The organism is Azospirillum sp. SYSU D00513 (genome assembly GCF_017356015.1).
GTDB lineage: Bacteria > Pseudomonadota > Alphaproteobacteria > Azospirillales > Azospirillaceae > Azospirillum.
The window spans coordinates 1-21,083 of sequence record NZ_JAFIQV010000037.1; the positions used below are offsets into that span (position 1 = coordinate 1).

The window sequence follows — 21,083 nt, forward strand, 5'->3', positions numbered from 1 at the left end:
GGCTCGGCGCCGGCCCACCCAGCGCAATCCTCGATTTCGACATAACGTGAGACGAGCCACCCTCACCTCGGCAGGGACATGGGGTCTAGGGGTGTGAGGCAGGGCGTTGTTCGCGTCCGGAAGGTCAGAGCGCCTTCGATAGAGCCTTAATCCGGGCCTCAGTCGCCGGATGAGAGGCGAACAGGCGGCGCGAGATCCCTCCCAGCACGTAAGCGTCCTTGATTCCGAACGCGGCCGCAGCCGGGACGTGGAGCGGGTTCTTGATCGCGAGGCGGCCGGTCGGGTCGTTGGCGATCCTTGTCAGGGCCGAGATCATCGCCTCGGTTGAGACCAGTGAGGCTCCGGCGGCATCGGCGTGGAACTCCCGCCACCGGCTGTGCAGGGCGATCAGCGCTTGGCACAGCAGCATCACGGTGAGGGCGATCTGCGGGAGCAACAGGATGGCGCCAAGGATAGCGGCGATCTTCGTTTCGTCGCTCCCAAGGGCGATCAGGAAGGTGAGCACCATTGCTCCAAGCACGATGGGGAGCGCACGGATTACACCGTGCAGCTTCAGAAGCGGCCGCAGGAAGAAGGTCGCCAAGGAGTCTTGAATCGCGTAGGCGAGCGCCTTGGTCGAGGAATCGCCCATGACGACATGGGCAACCTCGTGCCCCAGAACCGCAGCGAGTTCATCCTGGGAGAGAGCGTTCACGGCTCCCACGTTGACGCCGATCAGGTAATTCGATGGCCGACCGACGGCGAAGGCGTTCATCTCCGCGTTGGGAACGATCGCGAGCTTGGGAGCGGCGGGGAGCCCCGCCTTCTTGGCCAATGTATGAACCAGGCCGTAAAGGTTCGCTTCCGCCGGCGAGATGAGGGTTCCCGCCTCGATGATGCTCGGCGTGATGATCTTGGCTTTCGCGGCTTTGGCGATGCTATCCGCGGCAAACAGCCAACGGCCAAAAAACCGGAACGTCCACCCGGCAAAGGGAAGCCCGACCAGCACAAGGCCGAAGACGCCATCGAGCTGTTTGTCCCCGCCCTGGACGACGAGCAACAGGCTCTGCACTGTGACAGCGGCAAACGGAGCGGCGAGCAGGAGGGTGAGAAGCAGGAGGGCCACGAAGGTCAGGCGGGCGCGCTTCGTGCCTCGGATGCGCAATGGCATGGGATCAGTCCTTAGAATGAAGATAAACCAACTGAGTGCCTGCACTGAGCGGGGCATTCCGTATGGCGTTCAGCGCGAGGTCTGTGGAGGCGATATTCGGCTGCAGCGGGTCATACCCGAGTGCATCTCTCAAAATCTTCGACCAGTCGTGACGTTTTGCTGGTCTGACGCGGACAAGGCGAATGCCTGCTTCATCCAGTGCCCGGTTCACAGTCGCGTCTCGTGCTCGCCGCTTACTCTCTTTGTGGGAGTAGTCATCCAGTTCGATAACGCAGATGGCGTTTCGATGCGGGTCGAGGATGACAAAATCCACGCTATACTTCGCAACCCTGTTCAGCGCTGATAAGCGCTCCGAGTACGACTTTGTGTTTATGGTCAGCAGATCGGCAACACGCACTTGGGGGCATATGTGCCAATCGTTAGGAACGGCAACGCGTAACTCTTCCAGCGACTTTCTTTCCCAATCCGAGAGAAGCGGCTTTGATGAGTATAGCGCACCGTTCTTTTTTGATGATGTCGCGTTAGACAATAGGTCTTTAAGCAAGACAACAACTAGGATCGCGATAACAACGACGATCAAGCCTTGGCCTAGTTCGCTCATGATGGTGCCTCATAACGAGGTTGGGACCTCCGCTTGGCGGAGGCCCCTTGCCTGCAATTAGGCCTTCTTGTTGCGCAGCTTGGTGATGGCGTCCTGCAGAGCACCTTCCGGAGCGGCGCCAGGGTAAGTGCGCTCGGCCCCCTCGATGTAGAAGAACGGGGTGCCCTGGATCTTCAGGCTCTCGCCGAGGTTCAGGTCGTTGGTGACCAGGGAGGCGATCTCGGGCGAGGTCATGTCGGCCTTCAGCTTCTCCACATCCAGGTTCAGCTTGGCTCCCAGGTCCAGAATGGACTTCTCGTCGATCTGAGTCAGGCGGTAGAGCTCCTTGTGGAACTCGGCATACTTGCCCTGCCGCTCGGCCGCCCGGCCAGCCTGAGCCGCGAGGCGCGAGGTCGGGGAGAGGATCGGCAGGTCACGGTAGACCACCTGCAGCTCCGGGTTCTTGCTGATGAGCCTGTCGACCACCGGCTGCATCTCCTTGCAGTAGCGGCAGTTGTAGTCAGCGAAGACCACCATGCGGACCTTGGCGTTGGCACCCTCGGCGCCCGCCGTCACTGCGTCCTTCTCGAACAGCTCCGACGCACGGGCGGCGAAGTCGGCCACCTTTGGCTGGTTGGCCTGCTGCTGCTCGGCGAGGTGGGTGTTAACGCTGGCGAAGATGTAGCCCGCGTTGGTCTTGACCCACTCGCGCATGAGCGCATCGAACTGCTTGGGGTCCATGTCGGCGCTCGGCGACGGACCGCTGGCGAGCTGCACCGCGTTGCCTTGGAGCGCGATGCCCGGAGTGCTGGGCTGCTGCTGAGTGGGAACGGGCAGGTTGATGGTCTGGTTGGCCGCCGCCTTTTGCGCCGTCGCCTGCTCGGGCGTCAGGAGCTTGGGAATGGTCGGGCTGGCCGGACGCGCCTGCACGGCATTGTCGCGGGGAGCCACACCCATCGAGAGGCGCTGGTTGTCGATCGTCAGGCGCGTGTTCTCTTCGCTCAGCGCCTGAATCCGGTTCAGCAGCGTCATGAGCACGGCATCGTCTGCCGCGATGGCGGGTCCGAAGCCTGACAGGGCGAGAGCGATGGGGGCGGCGAACAGGATCTTCTTCACGGTCATGGCGGGGATTCCAGTGTTGGTGTTGGTCTGAACTGGCCCTGACCCTAGCGGCCTCGGCCTGTGCGCCGCGCCGTTGAAAAGTTCACTTTCAGCGCATCTATCTGCAGCGCGAAGCACGGCGGGATCGAGGTAGTCAGGAGCGTTCTGCCTGCCGGATCGGATGCCGCGCGATGCGCCTAATGTTCTTATCCCCTGTCGACGCATTCCCAGAGACCGACGCTGTTGCTTCGGGCTGTCGAGGAGCGCGAAGAAGCGTGCCTTCCGTCCAGAACGGACATAGGGCAGCGCCGGTCGGGACTCGACACAGAGCGCCTGTCACAGCACCGGCCCCGTCAGGAGCCTCGGTTGACCAACGCGGAGCATCGCCATGTCCCGCCTAAAGAATGCGACCTTAAGCACGTCTCATGCGCTCGATGATGACGGGGACGGGCTCACCGAGGCGCTGTCTCTCCTGTCGGATCTGGACAACACCACTTTGGCCAGGATCGTCCGGGAGCTGGAGGTGCGTCGGGTACTCGGCTGGAAAGCGATGAGCGTGCGAAGCGGTCCGCTGGATCGGCTGCTGAACATTCTCGGCCGTCGCATCCCGCCACGCTGCGGACCACGACTGCAAACCGTCTCGCGGCTCGCGTTTGCGCCGGCAGAGTTGCTGTTCGCGAACAATGACGATGCCCGCCCCTGGTCGGTTCCGCGAAGCATGTTGCGGGCGATTTGGGCGCTGGCGTATCGGACGGCGCCGGAGCGGATTTCGGATCTCTGCAACAGGTACGCAGCGGCGGTGACGGCGGCACAAGGCGTCCCTGATCCGGAAGTGGTGCTGCTCACCGCATCAGCCGCCCAGCTGGCCCTACGTGACATCCTTGGAGAGGTCATCCGACAGCCAGCGGCCGTAGAAGCGGTCATGCTGGAGATCCTCAGGCTCGGAGGGGTGGCTGGGGAAGGGGCTGTGGGTCCCCGAACATATCCCGTGCTGGAAAGCCTCTGGCTGGCCTTAGAGGCGCAACACCGGGCGGGTGGCACGCTCCTCGACGTGGCGCGTCTGCTTCAGACGGCAGCGGCCAAGCAGAGCTGGAGAGAGTCGATCGACATGGACCAGGCGATGTTCGCCGTTGGCCAAGCGCTTCCGGTGCTTCTGGCGGACGTGCCGCCAGGGCACCTGGGGCGCTCACCCGCTGCGGCCTTCTTCGTGCTGCTCGGGCGTGCGCTAGAACATCCCAGCCCGCTGCTGGAGATCCTTCGGCGCAGAGTCATTCTGGAAACCGGCGGGCAATCGCCACGGGATACCAGGTGCAGCGCCGAGATGCTTGCCTATGTCGAGGACCTGGTCGGCTCCGTCGAGATGCAGGCTGACCGAACCGCCCAGTCCATTACGGACGTCCGGTCCTCCCAGAACCGGCATACCGCTCGCCTGAAGGCCGGCGATGATCTGTTCCTGCTCTCGCGGTCCCTAAAGCGCATCGACAGTGTGGGCTTCTTGGACCCGCGTGGAAGGCCCCGTGAACATCTCGAAGCGGTTCGGAAGCGCTTTGTGGGCAGGCCGGCAGCCAACCTGCTGGAGGCGCTGAGCGGGTTGGCATGCGGCCCTATGTTCGGCATGAGCCCGGAGAGTACCGGCGGCGAGGCGGTCACCGCTGCGGTTTGCGCAGCTACATTGGTCTGCGCGATCGGCGACGTGGCGGATGGCTTGCAGTGCCGGGCGGCAGCAAAGACAGCCAGGAACAGCATCCTCGCGGCCGTTCAGCGGCAAGCGGATGATGTGCTTGGGCGCATGCCCGCTGAGGAGGCATCGTGGGCCGCGCGTTGGCAAGCAACGCTGGCCGTTGCCGAGGTTCTGTCTCCAAGCCTCGCGGAAACACTGCGCCGACGTCAGGCAAGCTCAAAAAATGCTACAGCGTCGAACCTGAAAGCAAACCCATCGACCTTGGAAGTGCACTGGCTGTGATCAGTTTGCATAACCGTCAAGAACTGTGCAGGACACGGCTGCTTACTGCGCTTGTGCTTGATCTGCCTTTCTGATAGTTGACTGATACCGCACTGGGTCTAGCGCGCCAACGTCGTAACGCAAGGAAGAGTTTCTATGAGCAGCGATTTCTCGCAACCCCTCGCTCGCATGACCCAGGAGCGGCTGGAAGCTATTGTTCAGAATCATCAGAAGTTCCGCATCGCACGCCCCGGTGGACGGCGGGCAAACCTGTCCTCCTTCGACATGTCCGGTCTGAATTTCTCTGGCTTCGACCTTTCCTATGCCGATTTCTTCGGCTCTTCCCTGGTTGGGGCGAACCTCACCAAAACGCGGCTGGACGGGGCGACCATGGCCTCCTGCGATCTCCAGAAGGCCAATCTGGAGCGTGCGAGTCTGATGAGGACGGACCTGCGCGGTGCCTGCTTGCGCGGAGCGATCCTCATTGGCGCGAACCTGTTCGAGGCCGATCTGCGGGAAAGCGTACTGGCCGAACAGGACCGGGATGGAAACCTGCGGATGATCGACATCAGCTTGAAGCCATCGCTGTCCACCGGCGCTGACCTGTCCGGCGCGAACCTTACGAACGCCCGCCTGTCCGGGACGATGGCGACCAAGACCGACTTCACCGACGCCATCTTGCGCGGCGCGAAGCTGATCCGCACCAACGTGAAGGGCGCTAACTTCACCGGCGCGAACCTGGAGAACGTCGACTTCGCGGCGGCCGATCTGCGGGGCGCTTGCCTGAGGGGCGCGGTGCTCTATGGCGCGAAGCTCAATGACGCCAAACTCGATGGCGCAAACATGGAGGACGTTCTTACCGACCGGCCTCGCGGCACCCGGGTGCACGAGATGTCGAGGCTCATCGAGCACATGCTCTACGATCACCGCCGCTTTCTGGAGACCAACGGAGCCGAGGGAGAGTTGCTGGACCTGCGTGGCTGTGATCTGCGCAACGGGCCATCGCTGGAAGGGGCCATGCTGACAATGATGCAGGCCGCTGGGACGATGCTTTATGGCGTGGAGATGACCGGAGCCATGCTGCAGGCGGCGAACCTGGAGGGAGCGGATCTCCGGATGTGCGACCTTGTGGGAGCGGATCTCCGAGGCGTGAACCTGCGTGGTGCGAAGCTGAACGGCGCAAACCTCACTGGGGCGAACTTCCGGGACCTTCTCATCGACGAAGGCCGCCGGAAGCCTGCCGACCTGTCCGGAGCACGGCTGCGGAACACGAACCTGTCGGGAGCGGTGCTCAAGGGAGCGGCGCTGGTGGGTGCGGACCTGTCCTTCGCCAACCTCACCGATGTGGACTTTACGGGCGCTGATCTGACCGAGGCTAAGTTTTTTGAGGCGACCGTTACACCGGCTCAGCTGGCCACCGCGGCGAGTGTCAGCGGCGTTGCAGGTGTCCGAGCCTAAGTGCGTTGGCTCAGAAGAGGCGCAGTGTTGAGGTGTCGTCCGTCGCCCTGATCCTGGTACGCTTCCGTCTCCCCTGTCCAGAATGGACAGGCGGGAGGGCTGCTCCCGCACTCCTGTCAGGAATGGACACGGCGCGGAACTCAGCAGGGATCCAGAGGTCGGGATCGACGTCGGAGGTGTGAAAGAGGCTCACCACCCTATAAGGGGCGCCGACCCTCTGGGGCGCTGAAAGCCGCCTTCTCAGGCTTCGCAGGACGATCTGGCGAGCTTCGGCAAGCCCTGTGACGCTATAGTGCCGCGTTGCTCCGGTGGTTCCAGCACGGCCATTCCGCACGATGATGGACCACATCCCGAACATGTCGTAACCGGCGGCCACGTGATAGGAGCGCGCCACGTTCCGTTCCGGGTTGTCGCACCGAAGAGAGATCTCCAGCAGAGCAAGCATGGGCGCCTCGCCGTTCGAAACGAGGGAGCTTAGCTGAGACTATCCCTCGCGGAATCCCCCACATCCGGCGTAGTCCGTCGCGACCTGATTCCTCCTTTACCTCCGAAGAATACGGAAAATTAATCGGGATGGTGCAGAGTTAGTTAGGTTCCAGGGGAAATCGCCCAACGTGCCTGCATGGAGAGTGTCTGATGCGAGTTCTCGTTGCTGCTGCGGTGTCGGCGATGCTTGCCGTCGGTGCGGCTGCCTACGCCCCTGCAGCAACCGCCGGCGCAAATCCGATCCTGACCGTACAGGACAGCAAGAACGCCGCTGGTACACGGTTCGAGTTCACTCTGGAAGCGTTGGAAGCCCTCGGCACGAGAACCGTAAGCACCGTAACGCCCTGGAACGCCGAGCCCGTCGCTTACACCGGCGTGCCTCTGTCGCGGCTCGCTGAGCACGTCAACGCAACCGGTCGGGCGATGAAGGTCGAAGCGCTGAACGACTATAAGGCCGAGATCCCCGCATCCGACATCGCAAAGTACGGTCCGCTTCTGGCAACGCGCCGTAATGGCGAGCCGATGCTGATCCGTGACAAAGGGCCGATCTTCGTGATCTACGACTTCGGCAGATACCCTGAGCTGAAGAGCGAAATCTTCCATTCGCGCAGTGTCTGGCAGGTCAAATCCATAACGCTTGAGTGATATTCCGTGAAGATTGTTCCCCGAACGATAAGCCGTGCTCTCTCCCGGTTGACCGCGTTGCCAACCAAGTATGTTTATGGAGCGGTTGTTGCGACAGGAATGACCCTGGTTGTGGTTACAGGTCTTCTTGTTCAGCGTGTCTACACTGAGATCTCCGTTCAAAACGGTGCCCGCATCGAAAACACCCAATGGTCGCTGCATCAGGTGCAGGTCGAGTTCTACCGCTTCAAAGACCTGTTGAACGATTTCGCCAATGCCAGGATCAACGAGGAACCAGTTCAGGTTCGGTATGAGATCCTTCTCAGCCGCTTGGAGATTGCTCGCCATGATGGCTGGTTGATCTTCGAACGTGACCTCAACCTTCTCGAAGCTCTCAACGGGTTGGACACGGAAATCCGGCAGTGGGATGCGGTGGTTCAGAATCTGAGCGAGCCAGCCTCGTCCGAGCCGCTCCGGCAGAGCGCGTCGGCGCTGACACAGCGTATGCAGGACTTCGTTGTACAGTCCCACGCTATCACCCTTGAACGCTTTTCCGAGAAGCGGGCGGAGCTTGTCGATCGCCTCAACCAGGTTCTGTGGACAGCGGGCGCCCTCGTTCTTCCGATCGGCGCGTTGCTCATCCTGCTGCTAGTCCAATCCGGACGGGCTGAATCGACCAGGCGCAAGGCGGAGGAATACGCCGAGGCCTACAAGGAAACGCGGGATAGGGTCGAAGCCGAGAACCGGGCCAAGAGCGCCTTCCTCGCCACACTGAGCCACGAGATCAAAACGCCGCTGACCGGCATCATTGGGATGGCCGAGCTGCTCACCGCAGCCGATCTTTCGCCGCTCGGACGGCGGTACGCCAATGCGGTGCTCGAATCCTCCCATAGGCTCCTTGGTATGGTCCGCGATATCCTCGACTATACCCGGCTGGAAGGAACGGCGGTCCAACTGCGAAACTCGGAGGTCGCGCTGGAGGAGACCGTCGAAGCGGTGCTGGACCTTCAGACGGCGAGCGTGCTCAGGAAGAAGCTCTGGCTTGAATCCGTGTTCGCCTTTGGTGCGCCCAGCCACATTGTCGCAGACGGTCATCGAGTCCGACAGGTTCTGCTGAACCTGGTGAGCAACGCCATCAAGGTGACGGACGATGGCGGTGTGATCGTCCGGGTATCGCCCTCTCCCGACACACCGTTCCAAGTCCGCATTGCTGTATCGGACACAGGACCAGGCCTCCGCGAGGAGGAGATCCAAACACTGTTCCAGCCCTTCCGCCAGCTCGATCAGGACGAGGAACGGCGCATTGCCGGGTCTGGCCTGGGCCTATCGATCTGCAAGGAGCTGGTCACGCTCATGGGCGGCCGGATCGGCGTCGACAGCACACCGGGCGTCGGATCGACCTTCTGGTTCGAACTCCCGATTGGAACCAGTGATTCAGGAGCCGTCCTGTCCCGTCCGGAGACCAACCGAGAGGTCGCGTTGCTGGCGATGCGCTCGGATGCGGAAGCTGAGGCGATGGCGGTGAAGTTGGAGCGGCTTGGCTATACGGTAGTCCGCAACTCGACGGCTATGCCATCACCGTCGCCGTCTCCCGCACTCGCCGTACTCGATGCCGATCGGGACGATGCGCAAGCCATAGAGCAGGCGCTGCCTGCCGGTGTCCCTCGGATCTGGGTCGGAACGGGACTTGCTCAGGTGGAAGGTGATGCGTCGAAGGACACCGACCTCGCAAAGCCGATACGCTTCGCCTCGCTCCGGCAGGCACTGGTGAACCTACGAGACGAAGTGCGGCCGCCGGCGCAGGAAGCGACCCCCGCTTCCGCTGGCCCCCTGGAACCGATTGAGGGAAAGCCTGATGCGAACCCGCGTCTGCTGATCGCGGAAGACAGCCCCATGATCCAGAACTTACTCAAGCTCTCTTTGCCCAAGGCGGGATACCAGCCGACATTCGTCGATAACGGACAAGCGGCGGTCGATGCGGTGCGCTCTGGCAGCTTCGCCGCTGTGCTGATGGATCTACACATGCCCATCATGGGCGGGATCGAGGCCACGCGGCTCATCCGTGCGTTGCCCGGAGACGCTGGATGCACGCCGATCATTGCGCTCACGGCGAATGCCCACGAGGACGTCGATCAAGCCTGCCGGGAAGCGGGCATGAACGACTTCGCCAGCAAGCCCATCAACATGCCAGGGCTGCTGCTGGCCCTTGCCAACCAACTTCAGGCAAGCGACTGAACAGCTCCGCTGTCGTTAGCTTTGTGGCGCCGAGCGCATCAGGGCAAGGTTCCGGCTGCTCTCGCGGCTCGGTGCCGTGCTTCGTTGCGCCGGCAGCCTGATGCGAGCAGTCGTGCCCTTTCCAGGCTCGCTCTGCAGAACCACAGCGCCTTCGTGCAGGGTGACGATCGCCAAGCTGATGGACAAGCCGAGGCCCGTGCCGCCGTAGCAGCGGGTCGCGGCGCTCTCGACTTGGTAGAACGCATCGAAGACATGAGGAAGCTTGTCGGCGGCGATCCCGATGCCCGTGTCGGCAACAACGATCTCGTAGCCCCCATCAGCCCGCCGGACCTCCACCATGATCCGGCCTCCGGGCAGGCTGAACTTGAGCGCGTTCGTCAGAATGTTCAGCACCGCCTGCTTCAGGAGGTGCCTGTCACCTCGGCAGGGGAAGAACTCCTGTCCACAGGCGATCTCCAGAGTGAGATCCGCGGCCAAGGCTTGCTCCGACAGGCTCCGCGCCCAGTCACGAACGGACTGGCCGAGATCGAAGCTGTCCTCTCGGATCCCCATGGTCCGGGATTCCAGCTTGGACATGATGAGGACGGCGTCGATGATGGACAGGAGGTTCTCACCGCCGGCCCGAATGTCGCGGGCGTATTCGAGAGCCATGGCCTTATCCCTCGTGGGATCGGACGCCTCAAGCACCTGGGCAAAGCCGATGATGGCGGTCAGCGGGGTGCGCAGCTCATGGCTCATGTTGGCCAGGAATTCGCTCTTCAGCCGGTGCGCCCGTTCGGCCGCCTCTTTGGCTTCCTCCAGCCGGGCTTCCACCCGCCGCCGCAGGGTCACATCGCGATAGACGGAGACGACGTAGCCATCCGGTGTGCGTGCCTGGGTGCATTCAACGACGGTGCCCTCGACCGTTTCCTGCTCGAAGGTCTTCAGCTGCTCATGCACCGCCTTCCGGTGCGCAACCCAGGCCGCTCGCTCCTCCTCGGAACCCTCCGGCAGCATGCCGACAGCCGCTTGCGTGACCAACGCATCGAACACGCGTCCAGGTTCGATGATGCCGCGGAGGTGTGGGAACATGTCATAATAGCGCGGGTTTGCCAGGACGAGCCGGCGATCAGCATCCCAAAGGACAAAGCCCTCGCTCATGGAGTTCAGCGCCTGGTCGAGCAGATGCTTTGACCGCCGGGTCTCGGCGGCGGCTCGGTCACGGGCTCGGATGTAAAGGGCACCCGTTACGGCACCACCCAGGAGAACCAGAGCGAGCGTGCCGGAGATCGCCACCGTGACCATGACGCGATTACGCCAGACCGCCAACGCATCCTGCTTTTCGATCTCGGCGGTCACGGTGATGCCCTGGTACAGCGTCGGAGCTGCGGCCGCGATGACAAGACTGTCGTCCATCGGATCGGCGCTGTGAGCCCATTTGCGTTCCACGGGCAACCGTTGAGCGGCGCGGAGCAGGGGCTTGCCGATATGCCACTGGGCATGTGGAACGCTCATGAGGAGCTGACCATCGTCGCGCTGCACCAGGACGCGGAAGCCGGCGCCGGCAGAACCGGGGACCATGAGGCGGGTCAGGTTCTCCAAGGGCAGTTCGGCGACGGCGGTCAATCCCTCACCTTGTGCGTTGGGCACCCGCCGCCCGACATACAAAGACCATTCCCCCGTGGACCGGTTGCGGATCGGACCCTCGATGCGAAGGGTGCCATGCTCCAGACGGTCAGGGTTGAAGCTCTCCGGCAACTGCGGAGGGCGCTGGATGGTGGCTTGTCGACGCGCAGCACGGACCTTGCCCTGCTCCGCCAGAATGAACAGGTCACGCGTCAGCAAGCTCTGGTCCGCCAGGGCATAGAGCGCCTGGTTGGTTGGGGCCACCGGACGCCCTTCCGACGGGATCGGAACGAGCTTGTTGATGCCCGCCAGCATGGCGTCGACTTGAAGTATGCCGCGGTTGAAGTTGGCCTCGGCCACCGCCAGCGAGCGCTGGACCAGTTGTCCCGCGCTCTCTTCCTCGTCAATCCGATCCCGTTCGATGATCTGCCATGTGGCCACAGCCTGTACGGCGACGAGGCCAAGTGCGGCAGCCAGGATAAGGGTGGGAGCTTGGGGCAACCGGCGCATGGGGTTCAATCCAATGTCGTGGGCGCTGGGATCGCGAGCAAGGGCCCAATGGTCGAGTTCCAGGCATCGGCACAGGACGTGCCGCAACGCCCAACCCACGCCGGAAGCACGGTGCGTGCGATGAGGTCCCGCTGCTGCATGACGTCCTCGGGCGCCTGGGGCACGAGGGTCATGCTGCCCTTCTTCCCGGACAGGCACTCACCCTGCCCGGTATTGCAGGCGAAGCCTTCGTGGGTCTTCTGGTCGGCGTCCTTCCAGATCTGTTCCTCCAGAGCCGCGATGCTCCGGCGCAGGAACGGGCGCACCTCCGGCTGCAGGGCGCTCCAGCGGCTTCCGTTGGCCGCGAACAGCGACACTCCCCAGCTCACCGCCATGCTGTGGATGTGCGTGGTGACCTGTGACAGACCGTTGCTGTTGCCCGAGATCGTGCCGGTGATCACGCAATCAACCACGTCCGTCTGAACGGCCGAAACCACTTCAGCAAAGGGAATGACGACCGGAGTGGCTCCAAGCGCTTCCACGAGCTCCGCCTGGGCGACACCGGCGGTGCGGACCCGGCGACCGCGCAGATCGGCCAGCTTGCCGAACGGCTTGCGGCAGAAGAGCACCTGGGCAGGATAGGTGTAGACGCCGAGCAGTTCGATGTCGTGCTGGGTTTTCAGATACTCTTGCAAATAGGGGCGGTAGGCGTTCACCAGCCGCTTCAGCGATGCGATATCCGGACTGACCAGAGGCAGGTCCACCACAGCCAACTCGGGGGTGTCCGCCGCACCGCTGATTGGTATGGTGCCGAAGGGCACAACGCCAAGCTCGAGAAGGCGCAGCATGTCCTGAGCGCGGATGCCGCTCCGGTCGTAGGCGGAGATCTCCGCTGTGATCTGCCCTCCGCTGAGCTGGCTGATGCGCTCACTCCAGAAGGGCTTTTCGAGGTTGATGTACTGGCTCACGTCGGCAAGCCCGCCGACGATGCGTAAGTGGGTCGCGGGCAGGGCAGGGCTGGCGGTCTGCGCCTGAATGGCGCTGCTCATCAGCAGAGCTGCGAAACCGACCGCAGTAGAAAGGATTCTGCCGGACCGTACGGACCACACCACACACACTCCCCGCCGTTGCTCTCCCAGAGCGATTATCGGGAGAAGCAATTAATAAATCGCTTATGCGGCGCACCTTCTGAGACAAAAGAACGGTGATGCCGTGAGCCGTGTGTCTGCTCAACCGTCCACAAGTGGTAAACTGAAGTAACGTACTTTTGGTTCCGGGATAGGAGTAGTTGATAGGTCTTTGGCCGGGTCGAGTGATCTAGCCGGATAACTGAGGTTAACCACGCGACAGCGGAATGCTGTGCGGGATAGTCCCCTCCTGTCGTTTCCTGTACCGGGCGTCTATTTATCTCGGCGGGTGCGCCGGTAAAGTTTTAGAGCTGGGCGGCTAATATGCGCGAGCACTAAAGAAGCGCTTCGAGTTGACCGGCTGGCCAGGGTCGATAGCAAGGCACTGTTCTAATGGGAGCAAGCTCATAGAATCTTAATGATAGACAGGAGATAACATACGTGAGCATAAACGGCCGAACGAGTACCTTCGATGGGAAGCTTTCTTATGTCCCTGATTCGCGCTTTGTGGAACTTCGGCTCTGCCTCGGACCTGCTTGTGCTGCAAACGGCAGAGAAGGCGAGCGGCAACAGGGATAGTGATCGCTCAGGGGATAGGCGGCCTCCTGCTGATGATCTGCCCAGCGAGCCTAAGCCTCGTTCGCCTGAGAAGGCACGGCCTGCCATTGTGGCCTCGGAACTCGCGATCTGATCGGTCGGCACCCGAGGCTCTGGCCTGTTGCTGAGTGAACATCGAGACGACGACCCAAGCCGCTGCGTTTCCCAATGAAGCGCGCATCATGCGATTGGCCAACACCGATAGCGCCTTTTCACCCGTGCTCCAACCCGCCGTCCACAACTGACAGACGGCATCTGCCGCCTTCGGTACAGGCCGGGGCGGCGAACATTCCTCCATAGCCCCGAAACGCGCCTTGTAATCTAGGCTCTTCCTTCAGCTATCGAGCCCGGCGATGAGCAACGATCGAGCCAATCGCGACACCGGAAGTCAGTTGCCTGTGGGAGGGAACTGGCAGCCCATGCGTTGGGAATCTGACTTGCCAAATGTTTCTTTGCCCTATACACAGCGGTTGACATTGTGTGGCGCGCTCCCGATTTCAGCCTTCAGTAGATCCAAATACGTTGTTTAACTCACAACCGAGAGGCAAAGTTCCTATGGCCCAGCAAGTTGCTGACATCACCACGATGACCTCGGCTATCGCCGCTGCTTACCTGTCCGGAAATCGAGTCCAGATCGCGGAAGTCCCCGAGATCATCAAGGCCATTCACTCCGCTTTAACTGGTCTGGGCAAGCCGGCAGAGGCTGAAGTGGTGAAGGCGGAGCCAGCTGTCTCGATCCGTAAGTCGGTTACGCCGGACTATATCGTCTGCCTGGAAGACGGCAAGAAGCTGAAGATGCTCAAGCGCTATCTTCGCTCGACCTATGACATGACCCCGGACGAGTACCGGACGAAGTGGGGGCTGCCGCCGGATTACCCGATGGTCGCGCCGAACTACGCCGCGCGCCGCAGCGAGTTCGCCAAGCAGATCGGCCTGGGTCGGAAGAAGGAAGAGGCCGCACCCGAAGCTGTTGCTGCTCCGGCCAAGCGCGGCCGCCGGAAGGCCGAAGCCGCCTGATCGCGAGCTGGTATCAAGGTGCTTGAGGGAGGCTCGGTGGGCCTCCCTTTTTGTTGGTGCGCCCAGCATGGGCGTTCTCTTGTGGGTGGAAGTCCCATCGTAAGCTGATCACGGCGAGCGAAGTGAAGCGCAACTGCGGAAGGGTGACCGACCGTGGGGAGGAAGCGTGGATCGAAGCCGCGGGCCGATGAACAAGTACCGGATATGAGGCCGCTGCCGACCAGGGCGAGCGGGCAACGATCCGCGAAGCTCTCGTGATCAAGGGGAAGCGGCGTAAATTCGGCGGTCGTGCGGTGACGGAGAGCGTTCTTACCTGGGGAGATCTCGCCTTGCGCCTGAAAGGGCGACGGGGGAATGGCCAGGAATGGCACCGAACCGGAGCGAGAAGTCAGCAGAGGCCATAGTAGGGAGCGGCCTGGCCGCGACCGAAGGGCCGAACGAGGAGGAGTGCCCGACCCCCGTCGATGTGGGAGGCCATGCGTCAGATGCCCGCGCCAGCGGGGCGGCCCAGCGTAGGGCGAGGTGAAGCCTCGTCTGATCTGGGCAGCGACGAAGCCGACCGCACGCGACAGGCACCACCGGACATGGGAAACCTCAACTCCTCGAACCGCCCGGTGCGGACCCGCATGCCGGGTGGTGTGGGAGGGGTGCGATCCACTAGGATCGCCCCCTATCCCGATTATGGGCCTGGAAGTGGGCCTTGCTCATAGCCTCCCCTTGTCAGGGGCCATCTCCTTGAGCGGTGATCTCATCAATGAGGTGCTGATACAAATCCGGTGGCAGCGCACGCTTGTCAGCGGCCATTCTCTTCAGTGCAGCAAACCCTGCGTCCGTGAAGTTCGCCTGAAGCCAGTGTCTCCCGTCGTCCGTCATGGACAGAAGCCCGCGGTCGAGCATCGACGGGACTGTCGCTGAGGGCTTCGGTTTGCTCTTGTTGGGGCCAGTCACCCAACGCTTTACCACGATGCCGTCGTGGATCGAGCGGGCGCTGTTCCAGCGCGGCATAAACTCCATGCGGATCAAGTCGCGTTCTTTCGGAGTGAAGTGCAGATCGGACAGAGCGCTTGGGGGACTTTCGTTACTTTGGCTCATAGCCTGCTCCCCGCGGACCTTGCTGTGCTTGGTTCCGGGCCCACCCCTTGAATGTCGCCTCGTACTGCACCTTGGCAAGCTCGTGATGGAAGGGATCATCGGTGCGAGCTGTCACCGGCCAGGGCTCCATATCGCAGTTCCATTTGTCGCCGAACACCCACATTCCGGCGCCATAGCGCTCGAAACGCGCCCGGAAGTCAGACTCGCTCTCTTGGAAGGCATGCCGGACAATCAGGCTCGAAAGCCAGTTGATTCGCCCATGCGCACGCAGGCGGAGCCCAAAGTCGATGTCCTCCCAGGCAGGCCGCTGGAACCGCTCGTCGAACCCGTCGATCGCAAAGAACGCGGTGCGCGCCACGACGACGGATGTCGTGACCACAGAAGTCAGCATGCGCCGGTCATCCACAGGCGGAGATAGGACGCGCTGCGCCCGGTAGTAGGCGCTGTAAGGGCCTGTATCTTCGGCCTCGACGGGACCGGTCCAGGCCACAGCCGGGTTGCTGCCGGCGGACGTGATGAACTGGAGATAGCCCAGGGACGGGCTGACACCGGCATCCAGGAACCACAGCCAATCGGACAAAGAGCGAGCCGCTCCGGCGTTACGCGCTGCCGCTGGTCCACGGTTAACTGGCAAGGTTTCCAGCTGGAGATCGAACAGGCCGCTGTCGACGCGTTCCAGTACCGCTCTGGAGCCTTCTCCGCCATCGTTGGAGCCGTCGTCGACGACGATGACTGCTTTTGGCCGGGAGATCGGCACCATTCGGCACAGGCAAGCCAAGGTTCGGGCCAGGCCGTCAGGGTCGTCTTTTACGGGGATGATTGCCGAAACGTGCTCCGGGCCGCAGAAGCGCTGCTCCAATGGTTTCCCTTGTCCAGGGGGGACCGGGAGCTGCCAGCCGCCCTCCCGCTCGTAGGGGAATAAGGAACTGGATTGAGGCATCGGATCAAGCACAGCAGTACCATGGAGCGGGGTGGGTGCAAGGGTTGTTAGTCGACGGATATCGGCGCGTCTGCTCCCTGTCAAACAGAGAGCAGGATGGCTCTCTCCAGTACAGCTGGTGGAATCAATCCTCGCCGGAACTGCAGCGGTGATCGGATCGTTCCCGCTGCAGGACCATCGTCGAGCAGAGCCAATGGCAAGCCCCCATCGCACAATCCAAGTGAACCGTGCCCCTGTGCTGACCCTTTGGGCGGCCATCGTGGCGCAGCGCCTCGGATTGGAGTGGGACGAGGCTCTAAGCGTGGGCAAGGCGCTGTCCGGCATCACCGCCCATGCCAAGGGGGTTCGGCTTGGGATCTATGAACCCACACCGGATACCGTCAGCGAGAAGCGCAAGGCGCTCCAGCATGGCGAGGAGATCCATCTCGACCTCATGGGCCGGTCTATCCCAGCCGTGTACACCAAGGACGGGCTACGCGCACTCCACCAAGGCAAGCCGGTGCCGCCGGCCAGCGTCGAACTCTACCTGGCCGGCAAGTTCGGCGATGACCTGGAGGACGTGAGACACGCCATGACCGAGCTGGCCAACTCCCTTCCTCCAACCGACCTTGCTCGGCAGGCGTTCCGGATGTACGAGTCGTTTCGACCTGAAGTGAAACCCGGTGCCGAGGGCTGGGGTGCGAAAGGGGAGTTGGACCTGGGGCGGTTGGCGCCTCCTCGCTAACGCTGGAGGTTACCGGTAGCAGCGCCGTTGTCACGCCTGAGCTACGGGGATGGCGCTATGGTCGTCTCCCTCGCAGCGTTTCAGCCTCTTATCAGTGAGTCTCACCACAGTGTCGTCAGCTACCTTCCTCACCGACGGGAAAGGCCTGGGCGCTACTCCCGACTTCAACCCGGTTGAGCGGGCCGTGCTCGCCTATCTGGAGCAACTCGCCGCAGCTCCTGCATCGACGCTGGAGGCACTGTCTGAGCGTTGGCGGTTTGACGATCGACCGGCAATGCCGTCCAGGGGCGACGGCATGCTGACACACAGCATCGAGGAGGCAACCCGATGCCTGTGCCTATCCCTGGCGGTAGGAAACACGAACGCTGGAGATGTCGGTTTGGAGCACATCCTGAGCGCCGCGTCATCATTGACGGATCAGCTTCGGAAGGCGGAGCCCAGAAATCTGTTTGCCGCGGAAGCACGGTTCCTGAGCGGGCCGTCAAAGATAGGTATTACCGCCCTAGACCGCCTGCATCTGTCCAACGCGCTTCTCGCTGGCGCGCTGATCTGCCGAGGGGCTATCAACCGGCTGACCTTTTGATTTAGACACCGTGCAACGGGCTAAGTTTGCTATAAAGTGAGCGCGATGTCGGTCACGTCCGTCAAGGTAGGGTTTTCTCGATAGCAAATTGGTCCGCACAGGTTCAGGTCGGTTTTTTTTTGGGAGAGGCTCTACTTAAGTTCAACAAGTCGCTTCCTTAGCGCCTCGATGTTGGGGTTGCACCTCCGATCTTTGGGAAAACGCAATCGCAACTTTTTCAATTTGTCAGCAAAGAAGCCGCCAGCAATTGTGGCAGAGACGCGCACTTGACGGGTATCGGGATCGAAGGCGATCAGGTGCAAATCGAACAACGTGTGGATGTCGGCTCGTAGCAACAGACCGTTGCTCACGTCATCAGTATGGCCCCCCAGGTACGGAGCAATGTGTGCGGCCTCCAGTGCATCGGGCAAGTCGCACCCGGTTACCGCACAGCAACCGCCGTAGGCTCTCAGCAGTGCGTTGCGGAACGTCGTACGGCCGCGCCTCTGAACGATGGACCGCAGCGCCCTTTCCCTTGCATCCGCACTATCAGAGGGATCAAAATGGCCATCCCGCTCGGCTTGCGTTTCCGCATCCACCACCTCTGCGTTATTCTCGCGGACAACTTCGTCGAACCCAATGCTGGCCAACGCCCGGAGAAAGGCGCGGGTGTTCGCGAAGCCGGTGTCCAAAACCTCTCCCGTTGCCATACGCTTAGCGATAACGCCGATGATCTTCGCCGGGTACCGTCGTGTGCCAACGACCAGAAACGCGTCCTTAGCCCACGAACTCGTTCCAGCGTATTCCTTTACAACCTCAATTGGCTTTTCGTCGATGAAGGTGGCAGCCGCTCGCACGTGGTCTGGGACAATTCCCCTCGCGATTACTCGCGCGCGACTCCCCTCATCTGATAAAAGCGGGGCTGCGGGAAATGCTCTATGTGCCCTTATGGCCCGATCCGCTGACTGTCCCTCCTGGCGCGTCGATACCAGTTCAAGGAATTCGATTGGCTGACCGCTCTGCGGCAGACGAAGCACACCGTTAGCGATGGCCATACCAACGCATCCTTTGTCGAGTTGAAACTCCTTCCCATCTGCAAATCGAAATGCCCAAGGCACTCTATTCCCGCCGAGGTCGGCTGCCATAAGTCGAATCTGGGCCTCAAACCAAAGCTGCCGATCTTCTTGCGATGGAAGTGTTTTGCCGAGTTGATCTACTGTCGGAGGCTGTGATCGTTTCAACTGAGAGAAAGGTATCTTTTTTCCTTCAATAGGGTAGTCCGGCACCGGGTAAGAGAGTTGGGTGAGTTTCATATATAGGCTTTCCGGCAGCAAAATTAGGCATCTGGAGAGTCTAGCTTCTGTTTCGGACAGCCGCGCGCGCCTAAGGCACGGCGGCAATCCCGTTCAAGCCACCTTACCGTTCAGGGCATCTTTAAGCGCCTTACCAGCGGAAAACTTGGCTGACTTGGAGGCGGCAATCTTGATCTCAGCGCCGGTGGCCGGGTTGCGGCCGGTACGCTCACCGCGCTCGGACACCTCGAACTGACCGAAGCCGGGAAGCTTCACGGTCTCGCCCTTGACGATGGCCTCCTGCAGGCTGTCCAGCACGGCATCGAGTGCCTTGCCAGCGTCGGCCTTGCTGCCGCCCAGCTTTGCGGCGATCGCATCAATGAGTTCTGCCTTGGTCATTCTCTGTCCCCTGTTCGCTCTGAAACCCAGCAGGTATGCGGGGTTGCGCCCTTTTCGAGTAACGTAAGCGCCGCGGTGACACAAGGGGATGAGCGGTGTTGTGGATGCGCCGGCGAGTGGCGGGTCAAATCGGCGTCCTGAAGTGGCATCCTAACCACAACGACCGCAAGCGTTGGCAGATTGGCGGGGCTAAGGTGCCGTCATGAGAGAACCCTTCGACGTTTGTCTGGATGCGTTTGGAGACGGCTGGATCGTCTACGACGCCGTGCGTTGGCGCAGCCGGATGGAAATGGTGATCCTGGCGCGCGGCTTGCCACACGAGGAGGCCGCCTCCATGGCCGATTGGCTCAACGATGTCGGAGCCAAGCCGCCTGCTAACGACCCAGGCCTGGCAAAGCTTGGATCGTCACAGAAGCACTCCTAATCGTTCAAGCTGTCACGCATGGCGTGCGCTGCCGGATCTCCGGCCCATGAGGGGACGAGGTCATGTCCAGAACGGACAAGGGAGGGCAGTCGAGCAGCTACGAAACTTCAGGCATTGCTCGCAACCCTCGGAGAATGGAACAAGCCATAGCTTTCACCCTGGTGGATAGCCTGATGTCATGACTCCAGCACTTACATTATCTCCGGTTTGACCTGACCAGTGTTGTAGGCGAGTTTAACGGATTGGATGCGTGATGACTCGACAAGATCGTTTCATTGGCGGCGCTGAAGTTTTTAGCCAATTCTAATGCTACGGTATCAATTCTCTTGTCGAGTAATGCTCTGACATGTGCAGACGCGCTCTCAGGCAAACTAAAACGTTGCGTTCGCAAATTCTTCAGGATGCGCCGCTGACTAGCTGCATCAGCATACAGCGTGACAACGCGATGCTTAGGGTCGTGAGTAGTCATAAGCCCTCCCCAATTTCATTACATTCACGGTAGCACGGGCGCACGACAGAGTGCCCACTGCTCATAAGTAGTGGCGAGGTAACTCGGCGGTGTATTGAGCTATGGCCAGAGTCACAAGGAGCCCCAGCCCCACGGCGGCCTGTTAGCGGCCTGAAGCATGCAAGTGGATGATGCCTCTGGATCAGAAACATTAGACTCAAGACGCAACGTTGATTTGACGAATGCGTTGATGGGGTGCGGCACTATAGTGGTGTCGTGCTTCCACCCATCGAAAACTTTATCAGCTCCTGCCTCCGTTCAAGGGCGCAGGAGCTTTTTCTTGCTGTTGGGGCAGGGGGCGGTTTTACGACAGGCGTCAGGCCGAGCGACGGGCTGTACCGCCGTCCAGAACGGACGCCGGGCGCCACAGGTGCAAGCTGACCGGAGCTGTAGTGAGAAGTTTGAAGTAGGGGTGCTCGGCCCGCATCCGGTCGATTGCCTCCAGCATCTCATCCAGTAGGCCTCGGGCGGGGTCGGAGAGTTGAACCTCCCGGTGGTCAGCGGTAGTGGCCCAAGAGGGGGCAGCACTTGCACTGCTCGGGGGTACTGCTGCGATCTTGGAAGAAATCACCCACGCCGAAGCGTCAGTGTCCCAGCCGATCAGGCGGCGGTCCTTGCCGGTCTGTAACCAAGCCCACTGCTTCAGCCTCAGGGGCTTCTTGTCGCCAAGCATTTCTCAACTCCGTTGTCTGCCGACGTGGCAGTAAGATGACAGTGGTTGTTCCTTGACG

18 protein-coding genes are annotated in these 21,083 nt (G+C 61.5%); 8 read left to right on the top strand and 10 right to left on the bottom strand.

Going from position 1 to position 21,083, the window contains the following annotated elements; translation table 11 throughout:
* Nucleotides 1-124 precede the first annotated feature (124 nt).
* From JUB11_RS23630 to JUB11_RS23640, 3 genes are read right to left on the bottom strand one after another with little or no spacing between them, the layout of a single operon-like run.
* The gene (locus JUB11_RS23630) at nucleotides 125-1,150 is read right to left on the bottom strand and encodes a M48 family metalloprotease (RefSeq protein ID WP_207461242.1); all 1,026 of its coding nucleotides are present in this window, start codon (nucleotides 1,148-1,150) and stop codon (nucleotides 125-127) included.
* 4 nt (nucleotides 1,151-1,154) lie between these two features.
* On the bottom strand, nucleotides 1,155-1,751 hold the full coding sequence (locus JUB11_RS23635; protein WP_207461243.1) for a DUF2726 domain-containing protein: 597 nt from the start codon (nucleotides 1,749-1,751) through the stop codon (nucleotides 1,155-1,157).
* Nucleotides 1,752-1,808: 57 nt separating this feature from the next.
* The gene (locus tag JUB11_RS23640) at nucleotides 1,809-2,852 is read right to left on the bottom strand and encodes a DsbA family protein (protein ID WP_207461244.1); all 1,044 of its coding nucleotides are present in this window, start codon (nucleotides 2,850-2,852) and stop codon (nucleotides 1,809-1,811) included.
* A gap of 367 nt (nucleotides 2,853-3,219) precedes the next feature.
* On the opposite strand from JUB11_RS23640, the gene JUB11_RS23645 reads away from it, so the two are divergent.
* From JUB11_RS23645 to JUB11_RS23660, 4 genes are all read left to right on the top strand, one after another.
* On the top strand, nucleotides 3,220-4,794 hold the full coding sequence (locus JUB11_RS23645; RefSeq protein WP_207461245.1) for a hypothetical protein: 1,575 nt from the start codon (nucleotides 3,220-3,222) through the stop codon (nucleotides 4,792-4,794).
* A 135-nt stretch (nucleotides 4,795-4,929) separates the two neighbouring features.
* Complete coding sequence (locus tag JUB11_RS23650) at nucleotides 4,930-6,231, top strand: pentapeptide repeat-containing protein (protein ID WP_207461246.1); 1,302 nt, start codon at nucleotides 4,930-4,932, stop codon at nucleotides 6,229-6,231.
* A 636-nt stretch (nucleotides 6,232-6,867) separates the two neighbouring features.
* Nucleotides 6,868-7,362, top strand: coding sequence for a hypothetical protein (locus tag JUB11_RS23655; protein ID WP_207461247.1), 495 nt, complete (start codon nucleotides 6,868-6,870; stop codon nucleotides 7,360-7,362).
* 99 nt (nucleotides 7,363-7,461) lie between these two features.
* On the top strand, nucleotides 7,462-9,576 hold the full coding sequence (locus JUB11_RS23660) for an ATP-binding protein (RefSeq protein WP_207461248.1): 2,115 nt from the start codon (nucleotides 7,462-7,464) through the stop codon (nucleotides 9,574-9,576).
* Between the two features lie 15 nt (nucleotides 9,577-9,591).
* On the opposite strand, the gene JUB11_RS23665 is transcribed toward JUB11_RS23660, so the two are convergent.
* Both JUB11_RS23665 and JUB11_RS23670 read right to left on the bottom strand, forming a co-directional pair.
* Entirely contained in the window at nucleotides 9,592-11,691 is a 2,100-nt protein-coding gene (locus JUB11_RS23665; protein WP_207461249.1) for an ATP-binding protein, read from the bottom strand.
* Nucleotides 11,692-11,696: 5 nt separating this feature from the next.
* Nucleotides 11,697-12,719: a TRAP transporter substrate-binding protein gene (locus JUB11_RS23670; protein WP_207461250.1), complete on the bottom strand. Its 1,023-nt coding sequence runs from the start codon at nucleotides 12,717-12,719 to the stop codon at nucleotides 11,697-11,699.
* A 1,230-nt stretch (nucleotides 12,720-13,949) separates the two neighbouring features.
* On the opposite strand from JUB11_RS23670, the gene JUB11_RS23675 reads away from it, so the two are divergent.
* A complete protein-coding gene (locus JUB11_RS23675; RefSeq protein ID WP_207461251.1) occupies nucleotides 13,950-14,411 on the top strand; it encodes a MucR family transcriptional regulator in 462 nt (153 codons plus the stop codon).
* 720 nt (nucleotides 14,412-15,131) lie between these two features.
* Here JUB11_RS23675 and JUB11_RS23680 read toward each other — a convergent pair.
* Together JUB11_RS23680 and JUB11_RS23685 are read right to left on the bottom strand one after the other, a co-directional pair.
* Entirely contained in the window at nucleotides 15,132-15,503 is a 372-nt protein-coding gene (locus JUB11_RS23680) for a hypothetical protein (RefSeq protein ID WP_207461252.1), read from the bottom strand.
* A complete protein-coding gene (locus JUB11_RS23685; protein WP_207461253.1) occupies nucleotides 15,490-16,362 on the bottom strand; it encodes a glycosyltransferase in 873 nt (290 codons plus the stop codon). Before JUB11_RS23685 ends, JUB11_RS23680 begins: the two co-directional genes overlap by 14 nt.
* Nucleotides 16,363-16,744: 382 nt before the next feature.
* Here JUB11_RS23685 and JUB11_RS23690 point away from each other — a divergent pair, with 382 nt between their 5' ends.
* Both JUB11_RS23690 and JUB11_RS23695 read left to right on the top strand, forming a co-directional pair.
* Entirely contained in the window at nucleotides 16,745-17,167 is a 423-nt protein-coding gene (locus JUB11_RS23690) for a hypothetical protein (protein ID WP_207461254.1), read from the top strand.
* Between the two features lie 184 nt (nucleotides 17,168-17,351).
* Nucleotides 17,352-17,750 carry a hypothetical protein gene (locus JUB11_RS23695; RefSeq protein WP_207461255.1) on the top strand — a complete coding sequence of 133 codons (399 nt, stop codon included), beginning with the start codon at nucleotides 17,352-17,354 and terminating at the stop codon, nucleotides 17,748-17,750.
* Between the two features lie 131 nt (nucleotides 17,751-17,881).
* On the opposite strand, the gene JUB11_RS23700 is transcribed toward JUB11_RS23695, so the two are convergent.
* Both JUB11_RS23700 and JUB11_RS23705 read right to left on the bottom strand, forming a co-directional pair.
* The gene (locus JUB11_RS23700) at nucleotides 17,882-19,042 is read right to left on the bottom strand and encodes an HNH endonuclease (RefSeq protein ID WP_207461256.1); all 1,161 of its coding nucleotides are present in this window, start codon (nucleotides 19,040-19,042) and stop codon (nucleotides 17,882-17,884) included.
* 93 nt (nucleotides 19,043-19,135) lie between these two features.
* Nucleotides 19,136-19,450, bottom strand: a complete 315-nt coding sequence (locus JUB11_RS23705) for an HU family DNA-binding protein (protein ID WP_282189154.1) — start codon at nucleotides 19,448-19,450, stop codon at nucleotides 19,136-19,138.
* Between the two features lie 172 nt (nucleotides 19,451-19,622).
* Here JUB11_RS23705 and JUB11_RS23710 point away from each other — a divergent pair, with 172 nt between their 5' ends.
* A complete protein-coding gene (locus tag JUB11_RS23710; RefSeq protein WP_207461258.1) occupies nucleotides 19,623-19,844 on the top strand; it encodes a hypothetical protein in 222 nt (73 codons plus the stop codon).
* 824 nt (nucleotides 19,845-20,668) lie between these two features.
* Here the strand turns inward: JUB11_RS23710 and JUB11_RS23715 are convergent.
* Nucleotides 20,669-21,025, bottom strand: coding sequence for a hypothetical protein (locus JUB11_RS23715; protein ID WP_207461259.1), 357 nt, complete (start codon nucleotides 21,023-21,025; stop codon nucleotides 20,669-20,671).
* Nucleotides 21,026-21,083 lie beyond the last annotated feature (58 nt).

What these genes read in the sequence shown, in the direction of transcription:
- JUB11_RS23630 (WP_207461242.1), bottom strand. Translation starts at nt 1,150, where the DNA reads ATGCCATTGCGCATCCGAGGCACGAAGCGCGCCCGCCTGACCTTCGTG.
- JUB11_RS23635 (WP_207461243.1), bottom strand. Translation starts at nt 1,751, where the DNA reads ATGAGCGAACTAGGCCAAGGCTTGATCGTCGTTGTTATCGCGATCCTA.
- JUB11_RS23640 (WP_207461244.1), bottom strand. Translation starts at nt 2,852, where the DNA reads ATGACCGTGAAGAAGATCCTGTTCGCCGCCCCCATCGCTCTCGCCCTG.
- JUB11_RS23645 (WP_207461245.1), top strand. Translation starts at nt 3,220, where the DNA reads ATGTCCCGCCTAAAGAATGCGACCTTAAGCACGTCTCATGCGCTCGAT.
- JUB11_RS23650 (WP_207461246.1), top strand. Translation starts at nt 4,930, where the DNA reads ATGAGCAGCGATTTCTCGCAACCCCTCGCTCGCATGACCCAGGAGCGG.
- JUB11_RS23655 (WP_207461247.1), top strand. Translation starts at nt 6,868, where the DNA reads ATGCGAGTTCTCGTTGCTGCTGCGGTGTCGGCGATGCTTGCCGTCGGT.
- JUB11_RS23660 (WP_207461248.1), top strand. Translation starts at nt 7,462, where the DNA reads ATGACCCTGGTTGTGGTTACAGGTCTTCTTGTTCAGCGTGTCTACACT.
- JUB11_RS23665 (WP_207461249.1), bottom strand. Translation starts at nt 11,691, where the DNA reads ATGCGCCGGTTGCCCCAAGCTCCCACCCTTATCCTGGCTGCCGCACTT.
- JUB11_RS23670 (WP_207461250.1), bottom strand. Translation starts at nt 12,719, where the DNA reads ATGAGCAGCGCCATTCAGGCGCAGACCGCCAGCCCTGCCCTGCCCGCG.
- JUB11_RS23675 (WP_207461251.1), top strand. Translation starts at nt 13,950, where the DNA reads ATGGCCCAGCAAGTTGCTGACATCACCACGATGACCTCGGCTATCGCC.
- JUB11_RS23680 (WP_207461252.1), bottom strand. Translation starts at nt 15,503, where the DNA reads ATGAGCCAAAGTAACGAAAGTCCCCCAAGCGCTCTGTCCGATCTGCAC.
- JUB11_RS23700 (WP_207461256.1), bottom strand. Translation starts at nt 19,042, where the DNA reads ATGAAACTCACCCAACTCTCTTACCCGGTGCCGGACTACCCTATTGAA.
- JUB11_RS23710 (WP_207461258.1), top strand. Translation starts at nt 19,623, where the DNA reads ATGAGAGAACCCTTCGACGTTTGTCTGGATGCGTTTGGAGACGGCTGG.
- JUB11_RS23715 (WP_207461259.1), bottom strand. Translation starts at nt 21,025, where the DNA reads ATGCTTGGCGACAAGAAGCCCCTGAGGCTGAAGCAGTGGGCTTGGTTA.